The following is a 19,812-nucleotide window of genomic DNA, read 5'->3' as shown; positions in this document are numbered from 1 at the left end:
TGGACATCTCTTCATTCGCGTCCGCCATCTGAGCAGCGCCGAGGCTTTGCCCCGAGAGCTGGTAGCAGTCCTTGCGGAGCGACTGGTCTTTCGTGAGGGGCATGCAGAGTTTCGAAGCGAGCGCCCACGTCAGCGCCTCCTGAAACAGGGGCGGAAACTTCGCAGGATCTTCAAATCGCTTCGTGTATTCGAGCTTGGCGGGGGATGAATCGCAGAAGATCAGCCCCTCGCCGACGCTGTACGGGATGGGGTCTGTCTCTTCCCCGCGATCGATCTCCGGAACGATGCGCCGGACCTTCAGGCAGTCGGACGGACGGGTATAGGCATAGCCCCACCGCTCTTCCCAGACGTTTGCGACTTGGGCGAGGACGAGCGTCTTCTTGGCAAAGCGCCACGGATAAGCTTGTAGCATGGTATCGCGCGTCAGGGCGTAATGCAGATTGCACTGGCTGGCTTCTTCCGACGCCTCAGACAGATCCGAGATGGTCGGCTTGCCGACGTGACCAAGCGCTATGTTGCAGAGGCTGACGACTGACGTCATGGGCTATCTCCGGGGCAATGAAAAACCCGGCCGTTTCCAGCCGGGTCGATAGCTTGGCGATGTCTCGCGAGGGTTAAGGCTGGGTAGCCTTGTCTTCGAGGGCAGCGACGATTTCAGCCTTGGTCGAAGGCGTTGCATCGCCGAGAACCTTGGTTGCAGCAGCCTTGAACGTCATGAACTGGATGTTCGGGTCGTTGGCCATCTGCAGAACTTCGGCAGCCGTCTTCGGCTGGTCATCGCTACCAGTCCCGCCTTCGGTGCTTTCTGCCTTGGCCTTCACCGTCTTCGGTCGCTTGAGGCGATCGATTTCGGCGTTCTTCTCGGCCAGCTCGGCGCGAAGAGCTTCGAGCTCCGCATTGTCTACGACAGAGGTATCAACGACATGCTTCGCTGCCTCATTATCCTCGGCCGCCAGAGCCTGAAGCTTCTTCGCCTGGGCGGCCGAAACCTCGACCATCCAGTTCTTCGAGAAGTGCTTGGCGCTTTCGATCTGAAAGACGTCGCCTTCCTCACGATAGTGGCCGTACGTACCCGGCCGGGTTGCCATGACAGTCTTAGTCATAGTTGTTGTCCTCCCCTGCTGCGACGACGCCGGCCGTGATCTTGCCGGCAGTGAGCGGACCCGTTGCCACCGTGTAGTTCAGACGGGCATAGCGCTCGTCAGTGCCTCGCGGAAACGAGTCCATCGGGAAGACGTAGCCCGCGAGCAGCGTGGCCTTCGGGATAGCCCCCGACGTCCAGACGGTCTTCGCCGATGAGAACGAAGGGTTATCGTCCGTCTGAAGGTCGACCGTCAGAGTTGCAGCGCCAGCAGCGAGCGCGGCCTCGACCATCTGGATGCGGAGGTTGACCCGCATGCCTCGACCGAGGTCCTTTCGGATGGCGGCCGCGGCGCCTACCGGCTTACCGGAAGCGCCGAAGTCGATGATGTTATCGGAGGCTGCAGAGGCAGTGATAGCCTGGGCATCCGAGAAGATGTTCTGAGCATCGAAGATCATGGTGGTGTACCTTTCTTCGCGACCGCCGGTTAGACGATCTGGCCTTCGGTTTCGAGGATGTTGTCATCTCGGCGGATCGGCAGACCGAGGAACGCGACCTGCGGCTTGCCCTGAGACTGATCGAGCGTCAGGTTGACGTTCTTCTTGTTCATTGCCTGCTTGTGCAGAAACGTCTGGATGGTCTTCGACGCGTATATGACCGTCTTGCCGTTCGGCTGGTTGGGGTTCTGCAGCGCGTAGTAGCCGTCGATCATGAGGTTGATGATATCGGCTCCCGTCGCGGCATCGGCTCGAAGATCCGAAACGTCGATGTTCGCGACGCGCGCAACACCGCGCCAATCACGAACCGATAGACCGATGTCCTGTGAGAACTTCTCGCGGTAGACGTCGTAGAGCGATCCGTCCGGAAGCTCCTTGGTGGTCTTGCCCTTGTCGTCGCGCTGCAGACCGGCCTTCGTGCCTTCCGGATAGAGAAGGTGAACCGAGTCTTCGCCCCAGGTGATGAACCAGATGCTGGTGTTATCGGAGCCGGTACCGCCGGCATCGATGATCTGCTTGCCGTTAGCAGCCGACTTCGAATTGAAGCGGGCATGCAGGCCGGTAAATCGCTCCGGGTTCACGTCCGTATCGCCGTAATAGACGGTAGTGCCGAGCATGTTTGCCATGCCAGCGATATGAGCCTTTGCCTCATTGAGGCGGAACTTCGCCGGGTTCTTCGAAATCTCGACGAGCTTGGCGTCGACTTCCGACCAGTCTTCAAGCATGCCGGTAGCATCCTTGACCTGGGCCGTCGTGCCTTTCGTGGGCAGAACGCCCTTGTAGAGCTTGCGCCAGGTCGGGGTCGGAAGGCCCGTGCGGACCGTCGTCAGGTGGCTGGTGCCCATGTTGCATTCGAGGATCGGCGCATCCTCGTACATGGAATTGAACTGGACGAGCATGTCGATGATCGTCGCGATGTCGTCGCCCCATTCCTGCTTCTTCAGGTCCGAGAGCGTCGGATACATGTTGCCAACAGTGGCCATGGTTTAACCTCGTGTCGTTGGAGTTGTCGCGCCGTACATCGCCTCTTCAGGCGATTTCACGGATGCGGCGGGTGTTTCCGACGTGACAGGCTTGTCATCACTGAGAGCGTTGCCGACACGGGCCAGTAGCCGGAAGAGGCCGGGATGGTTGCCGATCCCGAGTTCGACGAGGTCGCGGCGGAAAGCATCGTCTCCGAATGTCGCGATCACTCGATCTGCTGTTTTCACGCTGGTCTTGAGGTTATCGCCGCCGAAGTCCTTGTCGGTTTTGATTTCCGTCTGCCAGTCCTTGATAATCTTGGTGTGCCGCTCGTTGAGAGCGTCGTATTCCTGCTTACGCTGTTCAGCGAGGACGCCGGCGAGCTTCGACGCCTGACGGTTCGTCAAGCCGATGTCCTTCATGACCGGGCTCGCCTTTTCCAGGAGGGCTTCGTCGAGCTTGATGTCGCCTTCGAGCTGGATGTCGTATTTGCCGTCTTCCGGCACGAGGTCGGCGGGATCGACTTCCTCGCTCTTGCCGTCCTTCTTCTCCTTGCCATCACCTTCGGCAGGCTTGGTCTTGTCGTGCTCCGCCTTGGCCTTCGCGTTGTCCGCGTCGGACAGCTTCGGGTCGTTGACGTATTCCTGCCAGGCAGGCGCTTCTTCGCCGGCCTTAACATCGCCATTGCCTTCGCCGCCCTTGCCGGCATCATCGTCGACATTGCCCGACAGGATCGTCTCAGAAGCGGCCGCGCTGCTTTCCGCGCCTTCGCTACCGGTTTCGCTGCCGCCAACGCCCTCGGCGCCTTCTGGGGCGAAAGCGATGCTATTCCTCAGCAGGTTTCGCATTCTCTGCTTCCCTCTTGCGCTTCTCAGCGCGGTTGTGGGCCTCGACCATCAACTGGGCGTAGGCACCGGGTTCGACTGATGTGAGTTGGTTGATGACCGAGACGCCGATCACACGGCGGCCGATGTGAATGCCGGTTTCGCCATTGACGACGGGAGGGGCGCTGTAGATCGCGCACTGCTCCAGTATCCACCAGATGAATTCGCGGGCACGCGGCTCCGACAGCACGAACTGGGTTGCCAGCTCGAGCTCTTGCTGCGCTCTGGTTTTTGTCATCCGGCTACCCCGAGGCGACTAAGGAGATCGACAGGTCCGCCATTGTCGTCGGTGCCCGCGAGCAGTTGGGCCGCCTCAGCGCCCTGCTTAACGGCAGGAGCGACCTTCGCAGCCATTTCAGCACCGGCAGCGGCACGAGCCTGTTGCGCCCTCTGGGCCCGCAGCTTAGCGACTTCATCGTCCGAGCGGATGATGGTCGGCACAACACCGACTGCATCGCCGTATTCATCGATCGCCTGGTCAAAATCGACCTTGTCCGCCGATTCCGGACTGCCGCCGCTGATATTGCCGACGAAGCTGAGGAAGCGCTCGATCGAACCCGTCGAGACGGCAAGCTGCGCTTGAGCCAGCGTCGAGATGTTATCGACCTTCAGATCCTTGCCTTCCAGTTCCGGCGGCGGAGGCGGCAGTTCATCGTCATCGTCAAGGGCGTAATAAACCCAGTCAGCCAGCGGAGCGATAAGCTCGTGATGCTGGCGCTCGACTGTCGGACCGAGCTGCTGAAGCTGCTCTTCCTTGCGCTGCGTGAGCTCGAAGACGTTCTTCGGCTGAATTCCCTGCATGTTGCTGATCGCCATGAAGAGATCGGCGTAGAACGAGCGATCAATGCGGCGATTGCAGTCCTGAATGTCGGCGGTAAGCTCGTTAAGCTGGATCTTCACATCAAAGGCGCGACGATAGGCGGCGTTCTGGTTGACCTCGTCGACATAGGTGATCGATCCAGGCAGCGTCGAATTGCGGCTGTTACGCAGCGAGGTCGGGGCAACCACGGACGGTTTGACCTGGTGCTCGATGCCCTGCCCCTTCCAGATCTGTTCCTTCTGGAGCATTTTGACGTCGGGCAACGCGTCCATGCCGGGGCAATAGGCGGCGTAGACATCCTCGCCGACGATATCCCACCGCGGCGCAATGATAGGATTGCGGTCAAAGCCGCTGATCTCAAGCACTTTGTCCTTTGGCCCTGCCGCTTCCCAGTAATTGGACAGGAAGGGCTTGTTGGCCTTGGTCGGGCTGCGCAGATCGCGGTCGTGGCGGGGTTCTATAGCGTTGAACACCTCAACCCAGTCGTCATAACTGCCCTTGTCCCAGCAGTTCTTGACCGTGGTGGAGACCTGAGACCAGTCCATTTCGCGATTGGGCTTCGCAACGAACCGGCCCACGACCTGCTCGACCGTCATCCATATCCGGCGGTAGCAGGTATCGACACGCTGCTGACCGCTGGCAGCAAGCCAGTATTGACCGGCAACCGGCATGATGCCGTGCAGGCGTCCCTTGTCCTTGGTTAGGATCAGACAGAACTGACCGAACAGCAGCTCGTCGCCGTATCCGCTATGCAGGCAATTGTAGATGTTCGAGACCGACAGCTTGTCGCGGGCCTTTCGGGTGGACTGATAGAGATAGTCCTTGACCGGGCCAAACTCCTTCAGATCGTCATCGAAGGTGCTGTAGCGCATCCATGGCCGCGTTGGCGATGTCAGGCCAGCCTGCATGCCGGATCGAGCGATACGGTGCGCCAGGAGCGGAGAGTTATCGACGATCTTGCCGTTCAGCTTCTTGCCCTTGGTGGCTTGCGCATCACCAGAGCGATAGCGGCCGGGGGCAATATTGTCGTTCAGCTCCTGCCACTGAGCCTCGTACTCGTTACGAGCCGTCTTCAGCGCAGCAAGACGCCGCTCGTGCCGCCCGCGAAGGGTGTTATCCGCCTTGACGACGTTTTCTTCAGGCACCGAGCAGCACCTTCTTGCCGGAAGCGTCCACTTCACCAACGCCGTTTGCGCCGGTCAGCATGGTAGGAGTGGCAGCGCGGAGCTTGTCGCGCGTGTTGTTGCCGGCTTCTTTGGCTGCTTGGGTGGCCGGTGCGCGCTGTGCGGCGTACTCGACCGGGAGAGCAGGCGTCTCGGCCTTGGGGGTGCTACCGAATAGGCACATGGGCTTACCTCAGAGAATGTAGAAGATGACGAGGAAGGCAGCGACCGCGAAGGCGATGCTGGTGAAGGAGAAAAGACGCTGAAAGCGCGCGCCAATGCCGTCGGCGAGATAGGCAGCGCCAACCGACAGGATCGGCAGGAACGCGAGCCAGAGAGCCGCTATGTCGATTTGCGTGGCCACGATGATGATGAGCGCGAACATCATGACGTTGAAGAGCCGCCCGTTGGCGACAATCGTCCGCAATTGCTCGATCCGGTAAAGGTCGCTGAACTCAAGCATAGGGATTGTACTCCTCGTTCGACTGGCCGCCGTAGCTGCTGTCGCCGCGAATGTGGCTGTGGCCGCCGTCTTCCTTAGCGGTGACCGGATAGGCGAAGGTCAGGGCAAGGGCGTCGGCACGGTTCGGCGAGGGAATGCCGCGGACCTTCATGTCTTCCTTGCTTTCGAGCTGAAGCTTGCCGTCGACGCGCGGCACCAGCTCAGGGCCGATCAGATCCTGGTAGAGGACGTCGTCCTTCGGATCGATCGCGCCGCCCTGCTTGAGCCAGTCGCGCATACCCTTCCACATTTCGGCGCGCTTGTTCAGGCAGCCGCGGTCAACGCTCTTGCCTGCGAACTCGACGAGGCGCCAGCTGCGGCCGAACGAGATGCCGGCCGAATAGATGCCCGTGCCATGGCCCATATCGATGAAGACTGCATCAGCCTGCAGATCGTCCTCGAAACGCGCGACGTGGTTGGCGACCTCGATGTCGTTGTCGTTCTTTGGCATGACCATGAGGAGCTTCGAGTACAGCCCCTGCCGGAAATAGATCACGAGCTCGTCGTCACCGGTCCATGCTGGATCCACGCCAATGATCTTCGGCGCGAAGCTGTACTGCTCCTTGCGGAGGTGCACCTTCTGCGCCGCGTCGACGTCGTCGGTCCCGATGAACTGCTTGGCCGAGGATGATGGAAACATGCCGCGCACTCGCTTTTTCACGATGTCATGGTCTTCGCCAAGGTCCTCGACGAGACGGTTCAGGTAGACCAGGTTGGTACCGGGAACGGTCCGGCTATCGATCTGCCGGCGGATCCAGCGCTTCTTGAACTTGCGGAAGCATTCGCGGAACCGGCCCACGTTCTGTGTGGGGTTGCCGAACACGAGCCAGATGATGATCGTGTTCTCGTCAGTCATTGCGCCTTCAGCGACTTCCCAGACGCTGTCAGCAATCTTCGAGGCCTCGTCGAACATCAGGACGATGATCTTGTCCTTGTTGTGCAGGCCGGCGAACGCTTCGGTGTTGTGTGCCGACCAGGGCACGAAATCGAGGCGCCAGCGGTCACCGTGCTCCGCGTCTCTCACCCTGATCGACATCGACTGGACATCGAACCAGTGCGCCGTGATAGAGGAGCGGAACCACTTCCCGATTTCTGGCGACGTCTTGGTTCGAAGCTGCGTCTCAGTGTTGGCCGTGACAACGATGCGGCAGTCGGCGAAGCAGGACATCGCCCAGTTGGCAATCATGCCCATTTCGGCCGACTTGCCGATACCGTGACCAGAGGCAATGGCGATCTGGAGCGGAACGTATCGGTTCTCGCTGGTCAGGTGCTGCCGGATTTCCTCGTTGATATCCGCCTGCCAGGCGCGAGGCCCGTCCATATCCTTCAGATCGCCGTTGCCCCAGTCCCACGCGAAGAGCGACCAGCCTTGCGGGTTATCCTGGAAGAGCATGGCCGCTTCGGCGATATCATCATCCGGATCGCGCGGCTTCTCGACGGCGGTCATTTGTCCCCGGTTACTCTTGCTTTTGCCCGAGCCAGACGGTCAGCCAGCGAGCCGTTAACCTGCAGCTCGACTTCCTGCTTGTCGCGCCAGTCCTTCGGCTTGCGGTTCTTCAGCCAGAAGATGGCGGCCGTCGTGTCCGGCGGGTAATGCTTGACGATTTCGGTCTTCACGACCTTGCCTTCGATAACCTTGATATCGACGTCGGGGTGCGAGTAGCCGATCGCTCGTTGGAACAGACTGCGCTCGACCGCTTCATCTGAAATGGCCTTGCCGACCTTTAAGGACTGACAGAATTCGGAGTAATCGAGCTTCCATCGCTGGATCGTTCGATCTGACACACCAAAGAACGCGGCTAGTTCTTTGTCCGTGAGCCCCTGCTCGCACAGCGCTCGTGCCTGCTCAGCATACTCAGGCTTATAGGAGGGCGGTCTTGCCATGTGTCACCCCCCACACCGCAATCGCGGTCCAGACCAACGGCGGCCGCATCAGGCGGAAGCCTTCTCGGCGTAGAACTTATCCGCGATATCCTTCGTTTCCTGCTCAAGGGCCATCTTCTGCACCTGCAGCGAGATCGAGTGCCGCTTTTCGCCGTTGACGATTTCGATCCGGTCTTCGGTGATCATCGCGTGGGCAATGATGGTGACCGGCTGTCCGCTGTCGAAGTCGCGATCGGTCAGACCCATCTTCTTGAGGGTTGTGTAATCGAGGAAGAGCGTCAGGCCGTAGGGTAGTCCGGGCGATCGGATTCGGTCGGCCCCTTCTCCCAACGGTCAAGCTCTTCTTTCTTCTCGGCCGCGGTGCGCGCGAGGTCGACCATCGTTGCCATGGTGTTATCCCTTATTGAAGTGATCCAGCCCGCCTGCTGCTGCGCCAGTGATCTGCATCAACACGGCGGCTGATGTTGACATTTGTTGACAACCTAGAGGCGGCGGTCCTGTCACCCTTGTAACCGGCCTCGGAATATGCGTCCGTTGCCGTCATGCCCTTGGCGATCGCCTGGGCGAATTTCTCATGCCGGGCGTTTTTCAGGAGTGGCATGATCTAACCTTGGAGCATTAGTTTGAAATATTTCGTGACATTTCAGGAGATGGGCACCAACCACGGGCGCCCGATCGACCATCCAAGCACCGCCGATTTCGAGACTACAAACTCCGGCATGCTCCCTAACGTCGGGGACTACGTTGACATTGAACCCTTGGGAGACCCTGATGCGCCGCGTTATGCCGGCAAGGTCAAGTCTCGCCTTTTCCGTTATCTCGGCAAAGACAGTTGCGGCATCAACATTGTCATCGAGCAGACTGATGATGATTGGGGCGCCCTCATCAAAGAATGACAGAGTAGCCCCGGGCTTCCACCTCGGGGCATCCATTCCGTATTTTCCCATCTCAACCAGCAAGGGATCACCCATGACAGAAGACAAGCGATCCGACTTGCACAGAGCAAAGGTCGGAGTGTCTATCCTGACCACCTGCCTCGTGCAGACCCTGAACCAGACCGATCCGAGCTTCCAGGAGCGGTTTCTCAAGAAGCTTAGCGATGCTTACTACGAGCTGCGAGACAACACTGACGGCGATGTCACAGAGCAATTGGAATTGATCAACTGGACTCAGGAGTTCCTGACCGGCTTCAGTCATTTCACCGGCCAAGGAAAGCCATTCTTGGCTGATTGAACCACCATCGGGCACGGGTTTACCCTGGGGGGATAAATGACGCTGTTTGTCTTGAGTGTCGGGGCAGGTTTTATTTCAGCTGGGATGTGGCTGATCTCGGCACTGCTTTCCTTTTGGACTGGAGGCTCGTACTGGGACGGGCCGCCACCCCACATTCAACGGATGGATGTTGCTAGCAAACTCCTGAACGCCGGAGGCGCCTTATTCGCCGCAATTTCCATCTGGGCGCAGGCGTACGCTACATATTCAGGTTCTTGACGCAAAATCATTTCTACCAGGCGGTGACGCCATCGCATTTCGCGATATGAATTTTCTACCGGCCTGCCCACTTAGCGTCGTAAATGAAGGGCGGCTAACCGCGGAGCGGCGGCGCGGGCTCTTCACCCACGAGTGAGGCCGCGTCTTGTTGCCGGGGACAGATGCCAGAACCTGCCGCTGTTGCCTTAGAACTTGATCTTGCAGTTCGTCAGTTTGCAGCAGGGATAATCAACGCACCCGATCCACGGGAAGCAGTCACGACAGCATGCGACGCAACAATCGAGATCACACTCGATGGTAATTCCGTATCCGCCCTGTCCGCCCGGCCCAACCGGCGCCATGAATGAAACCGTTCTTGGGTTTGTTGCTAACCGCTCGTTTGCGAATGGCGGGCGTTGAGAAGAAATTGCTCCGAATTGTGGTTGCCAACCGGCCGGAAAGCCCGGGTTACCTACCTGTGATAGGGGATTGAATGCCGCTTGATTTTGAGCGTTGAAAGGCAAACCTGGGAACGGGGACGCCTCGCGCCAAGGAATATTGTTGCCATTGGGGTTCCCTCTTATCTGAGGTACCATTCCACCCGGTGATGTGGCCGAGAGCATCTGGCGGATCACGCCTACGAGAGGGTTTGCGTCATTCCCTTCAAGACTTAGTCTAACAAGCGGGTGCGTGTGATCCTTACAAGGCACATGGCGAATGACCTCGACGTCACCGATCAAATCGGCAGGCATGTCGATCCACTGCTCGCAAGATGCAGGAGCGAATGCAATATGCCCCTCCTTGTCAGATGTCTTGATCATTCCGACATAGCTCTGCGCGGTATCAAGCTCGCCGCTCGTAAGAGCATCGAGAAGCGCGGTGCCGGATTCATAAGAGGTTGTCTTCACCATAGGACCTTCCTCCCAGCTAATATTAAGAGGGGCTCAGCTCCAACACAGTACAAGCTAACGGCGGCATTCACGCTCAAAAGGGGATACACTGAGCCGCTCAATCTATACTACGCCTGAGCCATAGTAATCTCAAGCGTTCACGTGTAGCTCCTTTCGCCTACGTCGCTTTAGCCTCGCCTGTTTCCTTGCGCATGTAGCAGCAGCGGTCGAGAGTGGCGCCGTCCCGCACACCAATTTTGCCGCGCCCGGATTACCGGTGTTCGAATTCGCCTGATGGAGAAGGGTCGATTGCGGCTTCACCGTTCGGCTCGCTCCAGGAGCTGCCGGCGGCGTTCGTTGCGCCAGCGAGCCTGGGCGAGGACGTTAGCCCTTACCTGCTCTTTCCGGCCGGTGACTTCGTCGTCGCGCCAGTCCGTCGCGCAATTCTTCGAAGCTACCGTTATTGACGTGGCTTCTACGGCGATTTGCGTCACGTCGTCAAAGGCCACTGTCAACCGGACGCGGCGTTTCTGGTTCAGCGCGTCCGCGATCCGTTGACAATCAGCCTGTACACGCCGCTCGAAAGTTCTTCGAGAAATGTCGATTTTCCGCAAATAGCGCTCGAGGTAGATGCCTTTGCGCGTCTTGATGAACGAATATTCGTAGATCCGCTTGCGCTGTTCCTCGTTCAAATAGGCGTTCACCCAGTCCCAAACTTCGTACATACGGCTGATGGCGCCGGCCGATGGGATGCGGGGTGCTTTGGCTTCCTGATAGCCATAGGCTTCCATCATGTCGCGCACCACGTCTGACATCGCGCCGGATGCCAAACGCGGCCCCAGGTCGCCCGGTGAGGCGCGCAGGGTATAAGCGGCCTCGATGATCTGCGCCCGCACTTGCTCGTATGTCCATTCCGCAAACGCCATCGTCATGCTGCTTCGTCTCCTCGGTATGGCCAGAGGCCGAATTGCTGCCGGAGTGCCACAAGGATTTCATCGCTCATGGGCATTCCGTATTTCATGGACCGGGCGCCGCGACGAAGGGCGCCGAAGTCGATCGCGTTGAAGTCCGACACCAGCGACGCCCGCTTGACCAGATCCGGATTCGCCGTGAGCAGACGCGACACTGCCTTGAGGACGTCGGCATATAGCTCGCTGGCGTTACGCGCGTTGCCCGTGATGAGCATGAGCACCAGGCGGAGATGTTCTTCACCATGCCGAGCTCCGATCTCTCGAAGCGTCGGCTTGCAATAGCACTCTCGAGACTTTCGGCTCGTCGGGCTGTGGTGCTGCCAGTCTCTGAGAATGACCCCGCACTCGCGCGCTACCTTGTGGATGTTGACGGATGATCGGCTCAACGCTCACCCCGCCATGACGCGCTTGTATTCGGCCGTGAGGTAGTCGACGACGGCTTTGGGCTGTTCGATGCCGGCCGCTTCCATGGCCTGCTGGCGGCCCATCAGCGAAAGCTCGTCAGCACGCTCATTCCCGACGGTGCCGTTGTGGCCCTTCACCCATGAAATAGTCAGAGCGGTGCAGGTGTTGAGAGCTGCGTCGATCTCCTTCCACAGTTCGAGGTTCTTGATCTCGCCTGTCTCGGGCTTCGACGCATTCGGCCCCTTGCGGCTCCACCCGTTGCGCTTCCACTTGTGGCGCCAGTCGTTGCAGCCGTTCACGACGTACATGGAATCGCACCATATCGTGACGGGCTTATCCTTCATGAAAGCGTGCTTCACCCACTCGATCGCTTTCAGCATGCCGGTGAGTTCCATGACGTTGTTCGTAGTGTCAGCGAGCCCGCCGCAGCCGTGCCCGATCTCCAATCCATCGCGGTAAACCGCATAGCCCCAACCGCCGGCGCCCGGGTTCGGCTCGCATGCGCCATCGCAGAAGATGTGGACGCCGGTCGCGACCTGGCTGACGTCGAATGGCGCATGCTTCTTCACCGGCTTGCGGAAGAACTTCTTTTGATAACTCAATGGCGTAGCTCCTTGCGAAGGCGGCGAAGTTTCCAGGCGAGTTTGATGATGTCGAGGATGATCATGAAGCGCTCCTAAAATGATGAGGCACCAGCCGGTGAATTTTGCGCTCGGCCGCGGCGCGCTTCTTGGCCGCGAATTTCTCGATGCGCCGGTACATCTCCTTCTCGATCGCCTCGCCGGTCTCGACGCCGATCGCGAAGAGTTTGTCCCGCAAAGCAGTGGCGGCCTCTTTTGATCGGCAGGCTGCAATCACCTGGCAGCGCGAGATCCTATCGCCCTCATATTTCTGGGGCTCGACGGGCACGAAGGTCTTCGGCATCACCTTCTGGACCTCAGCGACGAAGAAGATCTCCTCCTTGGTGAAGCTGTCCATCCAGTGCTTGAACGCAAAGCCTTCGAGGACTTCGGTCATTGTGCGGACGTAGGGCCCGAATGGCATGTGAAGAGCCAGCACCCACTGGCCCTCTTTCATATCGACAAGGGTTGTCATGCTGCACCTTCCGGGGCTTCGCCCGTTTTCTTTTCAATGACGTCAAGGCTCAAGCACTCGGCATGCACAGCCGAGCGGAATTCACCGACCTGGTTGCGGATCTGCTCATCCGTCAGGCCGATTTCCTCGAGCTTCTCCCGCAGCTGCGTCACGGTCCGCCACCAATAGGATTCACGGCTCGCCTTGTTGCTGGTGTTTCGAAGAACCTCCGCCACACGCCGGACCTTGCCGACGCGAGCCTTCAGCGGGAACGGGATCATCTGGCATTTTGTCATGATGCTCTCCTGTCGATCGCGCGCGCGCCCGCGGCGTCATATTCTGTGCCCTCCGGGCCGGCCAAAGCCTCCGGCCTTGGATCGGATGCGTTGGCTTCGCCACCGCCGTAACCAGGCCGAAACGTTTGCGCGGGTTGAACCTGCAATGGAGATTGCGAGGTTTCAGCGGGTTCTGCTTTTGAGAGGGGAATTCCGAAAGGAGCGTCCTGCCCGAGAGAAATCTCTGCGCGAGCTTCTGGGTTATATTCAGTAGTCATGTCTGTAGCCCCACTTCCGGTTTCAGCCTGATTTAATAGTGAAGTGGGACTTCCGGTCTCAGCAGGGATTGCGTTGAGGATTTGCCAATCGTCGTGATCGACGCTTGTCTCTTCGATCTCAATCTCCGAAAGCGGCCGGTAACGCTGCCTATTTCCGTTTGCCTTCATGCTGCCGCGACGACGATCTTCAGCTGCAATGCTTGGCGATCGAGATGCCCTGAAATCTAAGGATATCTCCTCGTCACCGGCCAAGACCTCTTTTGCCCAGTCAACGCAGACATAGTACGCATTAGCGTTTCTCGTGACCTTGTTGGGCGTGAGGTTCTTGATCAGGACCTGCGTGCTCTTCGGCAGATTCGCATAGCGAACGGGAAAGATGGCGCCGATCTCGTGGAGGTATTCGAGCAGGTCATGAACGTTCCTGGCGGAGCAATTGCACACCTTCGCCAGTTCGTGCTGGCTTGGCCAGCTGAAGCGCGCCTTTTGGTTTGCCGAGTGGACTAGATAGGAGAGCAGATCACGATGGATCTTGCGGCTACGAAGCTTGATGCTGGCATACATCCCGGCGCGGAAGGTGTCTTTCCAGTTTGGGGCTTTGCTCATTCGACCCTCCCGTAAGTGAAGCGGGTCAAGGACCGCGACGGGCTGATCGTCGTTTCAGATTGCACCATCAGCCACTGCTCATGTCGCTCCGGAGCCGAATGATATGTGTTCGACGTCAGGAAGCCTGCCGCGCGCAACTCCAATGCCGCGCCCATCACGTGGATAGCAACGATCTGCTCCGGGGCTTGGAAGTGATGCATCACGTGGGCGAGGACGGCACCGTAGGGCACCGGCTCAATCTTTGTCGCCATGAAGCGCAAAACTTCTGCCAGTATGGCCGCCCTGCTTTCAGGCGATAACTGACCATCTTGCTCTTGGATCAGGGTCATGCGGCGGCTTCCTTGCGAAGGGCAGCACGCTCTCTCTTGAAGCGCAGGAACTCCTTGGCATGGGCGAAGCATGTCCGGCCCATCTTCTGGATTCGGGCAATTTTCTGATCGAGTTCATCATCGGTCATATCGTCGACGTGGACGGCGATATCGTCGCCATCCCGGCGCACCAGATAGTACGTATGCAGATGGTCGTAGCCAGGGAGCAGGGGCTGAGCGTCTACAGCCTCCTCGATGATGTCGGCGGCGCGGCGGTTGATACGACGGGTAACGGCGGCGCGCGTCTTTTCGTAGCCGCAATGCAGCCAGAAATCTTTGTGCTCACCTTCAGCGAGGCCTTCGATATGAAGTGAGCAAACCGCCTGAGTTACGAAGGTCGGACGCCATGCCTGCTTCAGGACGCCAAGTCGGTCCAGTTCCTTATCGATCTCGATGTTCAACGCTGTCTCGTAACTCATGCGTCAGTCCTTCAGGTTCACGACGAAGCGGTCGAGCCAGGTATCAATCGTGGCAACGTGCTCGCGCAGGTCTTTGACTTCATGCGGCATGACAGCCGCGGCGATGATTTCGGGGATTTGAGATCGGCAGAATTCTGCAAAGTCTTCGACAGTGCCGATCAGGTTTGTGGCTGCGGAAAAGCCGATCGGCCGGGATTTCGGCAGATGAGGTTGTGGATCAGGCGCGGCAGCCGTACGCTTCTTCGTGCCCTGCGCGGCGAGTTGCTTGATTGTCGGTGGATCGTCACTTTCGACGGCGCGCTCGAAATCCTCCGGCGGGACCGCCGACACTCTCAGCGCCGCTTTTCGCTGCCCCCCAGATAAGTTAGCGTCCATGGCAAATTCGGTGATTGTCCTCGGGTGACCGGGTACCCGAGGTGAGAGATCAACACGGGTCCCGGGCCCCGGACTAAACTGCTTAAGGAGCTCGCCGCACCGCCGGATCGCTCGCGCTCTAATACGCTTGGCATGCTTTTCGAGGACATCGTCATCTGCCTGACGGGCATACGCTGCGAGCGCTTCAGCTTTATCCGCCCAGTCGACGCACTCGTCGATTGAGGCGCAGTTTGCGAGTGCGGTCTTTGCCGCCTCGTAGCTCTGAGGCAGCTTTGCGTTTGCAACGCTGAAAGTGGTCGGGAGGTTCATAGGCGACCCTCCACAGCTTCGCGAAGCATGGGCTCATTCGTGACCTTGACGTTAGCCACCACGAAGCCAAGCACCATCTCGTTGAACTGCGCGATCGTGAAATAGTGATATCCCTGATCTTCGCCGCGCTGGTACAGCGGATTGTCGAGCCGCATGCGGATTGGTGTTTCACGCCGGCCGGAGCCATCTGCCCGGTAAAGCGCGGCACCAAAGCCCCAGTCGATGAGGTAGACGCCCTCGCAGCAGTAGCGGTCGACGGGCAGGATCATGACATAGTCCCGCTTGCTGAGCAGATCCGGGGCCATTCCGTCTCCATCGACCATGCGAATGCGGAGCTTGTTCGAAAACACCTTTTCGGCCGGAATGGCGGGTGCGAAAAAGTCGTTCATGCCACGACCCTCCCTGCGAAGCGTCCCATCTCCTGAATAAACCGGTGAAGGCACTCGACATCCCAATTCCAATCAATCATTGGCTGCGAGTGATCAGGATGAAGGCAGAGATCGAAGGGGAGTATCTTGGCCTTCACCAAGAGCCCTGCGACTGTTGATGCCTGCGCTGTGCGGATCTTGTTGGCGACAGCATCGACCGCTTCGGCCGCCTCACTTGCGGCATCGATCGCATCGCCGCAGACGGCAACGTACTTTTCTGACCACTCCGGCGTGCCTCTGCGGAGACCTGCCTTCTTCGCGGCTTCAAAAAAGTTGGCCTGGTCCGCTTGGCATCGGGCATTTTCCGCAAGGTATCGAGCGTGAAGCCGATCGATTTCTGCTCCGAGTGCCACCAGCTCTGCGTCGTCAGGGGCAGACGTGTCACCTGTCCTCAGGACGGGTGCTGCTATTGCCGGAGGCGCGAATGCTGCGGCGGGTGTGGATGCCGCAACGACGGCCCCTTTGATGAAGGTTCGGCGGTTCATGCCAGCTCCTCCCGCGCTACCTCGATCATATTCAGAACCTCGGAAAGCTTGCTGCCGAGAGCGTCGGATACAGCCTGAATGGCGCACTTCTCCTGATCGACGGAGATGTAGCCGCAAGCCATATGGATTGCCTCGTTGAGGTCTTTGGCCGTTGCCAGAACATCGCTTGCGCGAAGAAGCTGGATGCTCACTGGCACTTCGGCCGCAGCCGTGGTATTCGTCTGCACGTTCATTTCAAATTCCTTCTGGGGAAGATTGGACCGTGGCTCGGAGAGGTTGCCGCCTCTGCCGGGCCTTTCTTTTGCGCATCACGCCGCAGTCTCTATGAAAAAGGCGATGAGTTTGCTGCGGCTGGCGACATAGCGTTCGCCTACCTGCTTCACTATCGGAAGATGTCCGCTCTGGATCATATGGTAGGTCTGCCGCTCAGTGCGGCCTATCAACGTTGCGATTTCGGCGACCCCCCAAATGAGATCCAACGAGTCCGTCTTTTGCGTCATTTCCCTATCTCACTTTCATTGATAGTTAATCACTACGGCTTAACCATAGTGAGTAACTATGATTGCGGTCAAGTCATTTTTATAGTTACTCACTATCATTGAGTAGCAGAGGCAAACGAAATGGCACGTGGTGACTTCCCGAGTTCAAAGCAGGACCAGTTCGTCCTCAGGTTCCCAGACGGAATGCGCGATCGCATTAAGGAGGCGGCAGATAGCAATGGCCGCAGCATGAATGCCGAGATCGTGGCTCGGCTAGAAGATAGCTTCGACCTCAACGCAAATACCGTTGCCCGGTTGGAGTTCTTCGAGGAAATGTATGAGCAGAATTCGAAGGAGCGCTCCGAGTTGATCGAGACGATCAATAAGCAGGACAGACTGTTGCAACAGGTCCAGCGAGATCACCAATCATTCGTAATCCTTTCGAAAGCTCTTGGAGAGGCCTTCCTTTCGCAAGGGGACAAGTCAGACGTGCTGAAGGTGCTGGCGCAAAGCCTCATGACACTCGATGTCGATGACAGCTCTGATGCATCGGAAGAGATACCGAAGCAGCCTTGGGAGGAATGAAATGTCAGTTCGCAAACGAGAATGGACCACACCGAAGGGTGAGAAGAAGCAAGCCTGGGTGGTCGACTATACCGATACCGCCGGCAACCGCCGTCTGAAGACCTTCGCGAAGAAGAAAGAGGCCGACCAGTTTGCCGCAACCGCTTCTGTGGAGGTAAGGGATGGCATTCACGTCGCCGACAGCGCGACCATAACGATCGAAGAGGCCGGCAAGCTCTGGCTGAAATCTGGTGATGCGGCGGGCCTTGAGCGCACGACGATGGATCAGCGCCGGCAGCATCTTGATCTCCATATCGTCCCCCTCGCCGGCTCTCTGAAGTTAACAAAGGTGACGGCCCCTTGGGTTCGATCATTTCAGGATGACTTGCGGGAGAAGGGCCGGTCGGCCGCAATGGTGAAGCGCGTGACGGTCAGTCTCGGCAGCATCCTCGCTGACGCACAAGGCAGGGGCCTTGTAGTGCGAAATGCAGTCCACGAGCTGGCCAAGGCCAGATCGGGCACGAAGGCTTCAGAGAAGCGGGCCAAGGCGAAATTGCGGGTTGGGGTGGACATCCCGACCAACACCGAGATCCGGGCCATCCTTGACGCTGCAACGGGAAGGTATCGTCCTCTCCTCGTCACGATGACCTTTACAGGCATCAGGTCCAGCGAGGCGCGCGGGCTGCGGTGGGAGGATGTTGATCTCAAGAAGGGTGTGCTTCATGTTCGCCAGCGGGCCGACCGCTATGGTGTTGTCGGCATGCCAAAGAGCGAGGCAGGACAGCGAACGATTCCCCTGCCGCCGATGGTGGTCAATACGCTGAAGGAATGGAAACTCGCCTGCCCGAAAAGCGATGCGGGCCTGGCATTCCCCAATCAGGCAGGGAACATCGAATTCCACAACAACATGCTTCACCGCGGCCTATGGGAAACCGAGATCGCGGCCGGCGTGTCGATCGACGCTGGCAAGGTCGACGAGGGAGGCAACAGGATCTTCAAGCCGAAATATACCGGCTTCCACGCGCTTCGTCATTGGTACGCTTCATGGTGCATCAACAGGAAGGCAGATGGCGGGCTCGAACTCACGCCGAAGGCGGTGCAATCGAGGATGGGCCACAGCTCGATTCAGGTGACGTTCGACACGTATGGGCACTTGTTTCCGGCCGCGGATGAGGGCGCTGAATTAGCTGCCGCACAGAATGCTTTATTCGCGGTGACGCCCTAAGTTTCGGCTCATAGAATGGCTGATTATGCAAAGCGGGGATGTTGATCCGCAACATGGATGCAACATGATCTGGAAAAGTCGTGTAAAATCAAAGGAGAGATAAACACTCTGACTCCGTCGATCTTGGTTCGAATCCAGGTTCCCCAGCCAATTTCATTGTTTTAATTCAATAACTTAGCTTAGTGTCGCCAGTGCTGGGAATACCCCCACGCTGCGCCCCCACAAGGGCGCTTGGCGATGTCCAACTACCTGCGGCGAGAAGCCGATTCCCTCTTCTTCCGGCGGCGTGTACCCGCTCTCCTTCAGCCTAGACTCCAGCAAACAGAGATATACCGGTCCTTAAAGACCACCGTGCGAAGAACAGCCAGGGCGCGGGCCGCGCAATCCCGTCCGGCTTGCCGCTCTCGATGCGAACGGCAGTGTCAACAATTAGATTTTCAAAGGAGCTTGCGACGTTTTCCGGAGCGAATATTTCGCTCCCGGGGCTCAAACTGCCGTCAACGGCGGCTTTACAATGTCAGCAATGTCGTTCAGCATTCTGGAACACCTTGATAAAAAAACGCCCGACGGTTGCAGCCCGTTGACGGCGGTTTTTCTATGCTCATCTGACGGCGTGTGCGGGTCAAGGCGGGATCGTCGTAAACAGGTCAAATTTCAAGCTTCGTGCCGAAACTTGCTTCCTTGAGGGTTTCAATAAAGTCTGCGTGTTTGACGGTAAGGTCAGCACGACGCAAGAGAATCTGAGTTATCATCCAAGCAATATAGTGGACGTTGTTGACCTCGATCTGTGCCACGCTTCGCTCGCCATTGTGAACAATGCGCGATCGGAGATTGTAATGCTTCTTGAGGCTCTTATACAATGCCAGCCGAGTCTCGGGCTTCTCGCTCCATATCACGCCAGCATAGCGCGAAATCGTTTCAGTGACGGGGCCGTCGTTGCTAGTTCCCGAAAGCAGCGCTTCGATCGTCGTGAAGAACAAGAGCACTCTCTCCGCAGGCTCCTGGGCACGGCGTGCTCGCGTCAGCCATCCCAACGCCTGTTGCATACGTTCTGCCAGCGTATTGCTCTTGGGATCGAACACCTGTCCCGCAACGCGGGCTACCGTGGAGCTTTTCAGAACATCTATTATTTCGGTATCAAATTCGTACCAAGGCGCAGCCGAGCCTCCACCGAAGGCGGGCCCCTCCGGGCCGATACTCAAGCCGTGGGATTGGAATGGATGTGGGTATATGGGATGCGGTTCAACATCCGCAAGCTTAGGGAACAACCCCTTCGGCTCCTTGTAATGCAATCTAACGAAACTAATCGCCACATCGATGAACCATAGGGCTTGTAGTTCCAACCCTTTCGGCATTCCCTGCACTGACACATCCCAGCAAAGCTCCGGGAGATGGATATG

At 58.3% G+C, this 19,812-nt stretch carries 33 protein-coding genes; 5 read left to right on the top strand and 28 right to left on the bottom strand.

Annotated elements, in window-relative coordinates:
- From ACPYOI_RS16990 to ACPYOI_RS16930, 13 genes are all read right to left on the bottom strand, one after another.
- The coding region (locus tag ACPYOI_RS16990) for a phage connector family protein (protein WP_481423109.1) at positions 1-541 on the bottom strand (541 nt) is incomplete at its 3' end.
- A gap of 73 nt (positions 542-614) precedes the next feature.
- Complete coding sequence (locus tag ACPYOI_RS16985; protein WP_481423108.1) at positions 615-1,103, bottom strand: hypothetical protein; 489 nt, start codon at positions 1,101-1,103, stop codon at positions 615-617.
- The gene (locus ACPYOI_RS16980; RefSeq protein WP_481423107.1) at positions 1,096-1,539 is read right to left on the bottom strand and encodes a Bbp16 family capsid cement protein; all 444 of its coding nucleotides are present in this window, start codon (positions 1,537-1,539) and stop codon (positions 1,096-1,098) included. Before ACPYOI_RS16980 ends, ACPYOI_RS16985 begins: the two co-directional genes overlap by 8 nt.
- A gap of 29 nt (positions 1,540-1,568) precedes the next feature.
- The gene (locus ACPYOI_RS16975; RefSeq protein ID WP_481423106.1) at positions 1,569-2,561 is read right to left on the bottom strand and encodes a major capsid protein; all 993 of its coding nucleotides are present in this window, start codon (positions 2,559-2,561) and stop codon (positions 1,569-1,571) included.
- Positions 2,562-2,564: 3 nt separating this feature from the next.
- Positions 2,565-3,389, bottom strand: coding sequence for a hypothetical protein (locus ACPYOI_RS16970; protein ID WP_481423105.1), 825 nt, complete (start codon positions 3,387-3,389; stop codon positions 2,565-2,567).
- Positions 3,367-3,663: a hypothetical protein gene (locus ACPYOI_RS16965; RefSeq protein WP_481423104.1), complete on the bottom strand. Its 297-nt coding sequence runs from the start codon at positions 3,661-3,663 to the stop codon at positions 3,367-3,369. The genes ACPYOI_RS16970 and ACPYOI_RS16965 overlap by 23 nt, the downstream gene beginning before the upstream one ends.
- Positions 3,660-5,390 (bottom strand): portal protein, encoded by a 1,731-nt coding sequence (locus tag ACPYOI_RS16960; RefSeq protein WP_481423103.1) that lies wholly within the window; start codon positions 5,388-5,390, stop codon positions 3,660-3,662. The genes ACPYOI_RS16965 and ACPYOI_RS16960 overlap by 4 nt, the downstream gene beginning before the upstream one ends.
- The gene (locus tag ACPYOI_RS16955) at positions 5,383-5,592 is read right to left on the bottom strand and encodes a hypothetical protein (protein ID WP_481423102.1); all 210 of its coding nucleotides are present in this window, start codon (positions 5,590-5,592) and stop codon (positions 5,383-5,385) included. Before ACPYOI_RS16955 ends, ACPYOI_RS16960 begins: the two co-directional genes overlap by 8 nt.
- A 9-nt stretch (positions 5,593-5,601) precedes the next feature.
- On the bottom strand, positions 5,602-5,871 hold the full coding sequence (locus tag ACPYOI_RS16950; protein WP_481423101.1) for a hypothetical protein: 270 nt from the start codon (positions 5,869-5,871) through the stop codon (positions 5,602-5,604).
- Positions 5,864-7,357: a terminase gene (locus ACPYOI_RS16945; RefSeq protein WP_481423100.1), complete on the bottom strand. Its 1,494-nt coding sequence runs from the start codon at positions 7,355-7,357 to the stop codon at positions 5,864-5,866. Before ACPYOI_RS16945 ends, ACPYOI_RS16950 begins: the two co-directional genes overlap by 8 nt.
- The gene (locus tag ACPYOI_RS16940; protein WP_481423099.1) at positions 7,354-7,794 is read right to left on the bottom strand and encodes a helix-turn-helix domain-containing protein; all 441 of its coding nucleotides are present in this window, start codon (positions 7,792-7,794) and stop codon (positions 7,354-7,356) included. The genes ACPYOI_RS16945 and ACPYOI_RS16940 overlap by 4 nt, the downstream gene beginning before the upstream one ends.
- 48 nt (positions 7,795-7,842) lie before the next feature.
- Positions 7,843-8,124: a capsid staple protein gene (gene gp10, locus ACPYOI_RS16935; RefSeq protein WP_481423098.1), complete on the bottom strand. Its 282-nt coding sequence runs from the start codon at positions 8,122-8,124 to the stop codon at positions 7,843-7,845.
- 70 nt (positions 8,125-8,194) lie between these two features.
- Positions 8,195-8,395, bottom strand: a complete 201-nt coding sequence (locus ACPYOI_RS16930; RefSeq protein WP_481423097.1) for a terminase small subunit — start codon at positions 8,393-8,395, stop codon at positions 8,195-8,197.
- Between the two features lie 22 nt (positions 8,396-8,417).
- On the opposite strand from ACPYOI_RS16930, the gene ACPYOI_RS16925 reads away from it, so the two are divergent.
- Positions 8,418-8,690 (top strand): hypothetical protein, encoded by a 273-nt coding sequence (locus tag ACPYOI_RS16925; RefSeq protein WP_481423096.1) that lies wholly within the window; start codon positions 8,418-8,420, stop codon positions 8,688-8,690.
- Between the two features lie 73 nt (positions 8,691-8,763).
- Positions 8,764-9,027 (top strand): hypothetical protein, encoded by a 264-nt coding sequence (locus ACPYOI_RS16920; RefSeq protein WP_481423095.1) that lies wholly within the window; start codon positions 8,764-8,766, stop codon positions 9,025-9,027.
- Positions 9,028-9,470: 443 nt separating this feature from the next.
- Here the strand turns inward: ACPYOI_RS16920 and ACPYOI_RS16915 are convergent, their stop codons facing one another.
- The 14 genes from ACPYOI_RS16915 to ACPYOI_RS16850 all read right to left on the bottom strand — a co-directional run bounded on the left by ACPYOI_RS16915 (position 9,471) and on the right by ACPYOI_RS16850 (position 16,644).
- On the bottom strand, positions 9,471-10,175 hold the full coding sequence (locus ACPYOI_RS16915; protein ID WP_481423094.1) for a hypothetical protein: 705 nt from the start codon (positions 10,173-10,175) through the stop codon (positions 9,471-9,473).
- A 296-nt stretch (positions 10,176-10,471) separates the two neighbouring features.
- A complete protein-coding gene (locus tag ACPYOI_RS16910; RefSeq protein WP_481423093.1) occupies positions 10,472-11,086 on the bottom strand; it encodes a hypothetical protein in 615 nt (204 codons plus the stop codon).
- Positions 11,083-11,511: a hypothetical protein gene (locus ACPYOI_RS16905; protein WP_481423092.1), complete on the bottom strand. Its 429-nt coding sequence runs from the start codon at positions 11,509-11,511 to the stop codon at positions 11,083-11,085. Before ACPYOI_RS16905 ends, ACPYOI_RS16910 begins: the two co-directional genes overlap by 4 nt.
- A 3-nt stretch (positions 11,512-11,514) precedes the next feature.
- Positions 11,515-12,132 (bottom strand): ribonuclease H family protein, encoded by a 618-nt coding sequence (locus ACPYOI_RS16900; protein ID WP_481423091.1) that lies wholly within the window; start codon positions 12,130-12,132, stop codon positions 11,515-11,517.
- A 61-nt stretch (positions 12,133-12,193) separates the two neighbouring features.
- Complete coding sequence (locus ACPYOI_RS16895; protein WP_481423090.1) at positions 12,194-12,625, bottom strand: hypothetical protein; 432 nt, start codon at positions 12,623-12,625, stop codon at positions 12,194-12,196.
- Complete coding sequence (locus tag ACPYOI_RS16890; protein WP_481423089.1) at positions 12,622-12,900, bottom strand: DUF6074 family protein; 279 nt, start codon at positions 12,898-12,900, stop codon at positions 12,622-12,624. Before ACPYOI_RS16890 ends, ACPYOI_RS16895 begins: the two co-directional genes overlap by 4 nt.
- Positions 12,897-13,760, bottom strand: a complete 864-nt coding sequence (locus ACPYOI_RS16885; protein WP_481423088.1) for a hypothetical protein — start codon at positions 13,758-13,760, stop codon at positions 12,897-12,899. The genes ACPYOI_RS16890 and ACPYOI_RS16885 overlap by 4 nt, the downstream gene beginning before the upstream one ends.
- On the bottom strand, positions 13,757-14,089 hold the full coding sequence (locus tag ACPYOI_RS16880) for a hypothetical protein (RefSeq protein WP_481423087.1): 333 nt from the start codon (positions 14,087-14,089) through the stop codon (positions 13,757-13,759). The genes ACPYOI_RS16885 and ACPYOI_RS16880 overlap by 4 nt, the downstream gene beginning before the upstream one ends.
- Positions 14,086-14,547, bottom strand: coding sequence for a hypothetical protein (locus ACPYOI_RS16875; RefSeq protein ID WP_481423086.1), 462 nt, complete (start codon positions 14,545-14,547; stop codon positions 14,086-14,088). Before ACPYOI_RS16875 ends, ACPYOI_RS16880 begins: the two co-directional genes overlap by 4 nt.
- A gap of 3 nt (positions 14,548-14,550) precedes the next feature.
- On the bottom strand, positions 14,551-15,231 hold the full coding sequence (locus tag ACPYOI_RS16870) for a hypothetical protein (protein WP_481423085.1): 681 nt from the start codon (positions 15,229-15,231) through the stop codon (positions 14,551-14,553).
- Entirely contained in the window at positions 15,228-15,620 is a 393-nt protein-coding gene (locus ACPYOI_RS16865) for a hypothetical protein (protein WP_481423084.1), read from the bottom strand. The genes ACPYOI_RS16870 and ACPYOI_RS16865 overlap by 4 nt, the downstream gene beginning before the upstream one ends.
- The gene (locus tag ACPYOI_RS16860; protein WP_481423083.1) at positions 15,617-16,144 is read right to left on the bottom strand and encodes a hypothetical protein; all 528 of its coding nucleotides are present in this window, start codon (positions 16,142-16,144) and stop codon (positions 15,617-15,619) included. The genes ACPYOI_RS16865 and ACPYOI_RS16860 overlap by 4 nt, the downstream gene beginning before the upstream one ends.
- Entirely contained in the window at positions 16,141-16,377 is a 237-nt protein-coding gene (locus ACPYOI_RS16855; RefSeq protein ID WP_481423082.1) for a hypothetical protein, read from the bottom strand. Before ACPYOI_RS16855 ends, ACPYOI_RS16860 begins: the two co-directional genes overlap by 4 nt.
- A gap of 75 nt (positions 16,378-16,452) precedes the next feature.
- Positions 16,453-16,644, bottom strand: a complete 192-nt coding sequence (locus ACPYOI_RS16850) for a hypothetical protein (protein WP_481423081.1) — start codon at positions 16,642-16,644, stop codon at positions 16,453-16,455.
- A 120-nt stretch (positions 16,645-16,764) separates the two neighbouring features.
- Here ACPYOI_RS16850 and ACPYOI_RS16845 point away from each other — a divergent pair, with 120 nt between their 5' ends.
- From ACPYOI_RS16845 to ACPYOI_RS16835, 3 genes are all read left to right on the top strand, one after another.
- Positions 16,765-17,208: an Arc family DNA-binding protein gene (locus ACPYOI_RS16845; RefSeq protein WP_481423080.1), complete on the top strand. Its 444-nt coding sequence runs from the start codon at positions 16,765-16,767 to the stop codon at positions 17,206-17,208.
- 1 nt (position 17,209) lies between these two features.
- Positions 17,210-18,412, top strand: coding sequence for a tyrosine-type recombinase/integrase (locus tag ACPYOI_RS16840; protein WP_481423079.1), 1,203 nt, complete (start codon positions 17,210-17,212; stop codon positions 18,410-18,412).
- 237 nt (positions 18,413-18,649) lie between these two features.
- Positions 18,650-18,964 carry a DUF6538 domain-containing protein gene (locus ACPYOI_RS16835; RefSeq protein WP_481415024.1) on the top strand — a complete coding sequence of 105 codons (315 nt, stop codon included), beginning with the start codon at positions 18,650-18,652 and terminating at the stop codon, positions 18,962-18,964.
- A gap of 95 nt (positions 18,965-19,059) precedes the next feature.
- Here the strand turns inward: ACPYOI_RS16835 and ACPYOI_RS16830 are convergent, their stop codons facing one another.
- Complete coding sequence (locus ACPYOI_RS16830) at positions 19,060-19,776, bottom strand: hypothetical protein (protein WP_481415025.1); 717 nt, start codon at positions 19,774-19,776, stop codon at positions 19,060-19,062.
- Positions 19,777-19,812 lie beyond the last annotated feature (36 nt).

The organism is Rhizobium sp. SVR5-2C (assembly GCF_056755115.1).
This window is presented reverse-complemented; position numbering and strand designations above follow the sequence as displayed.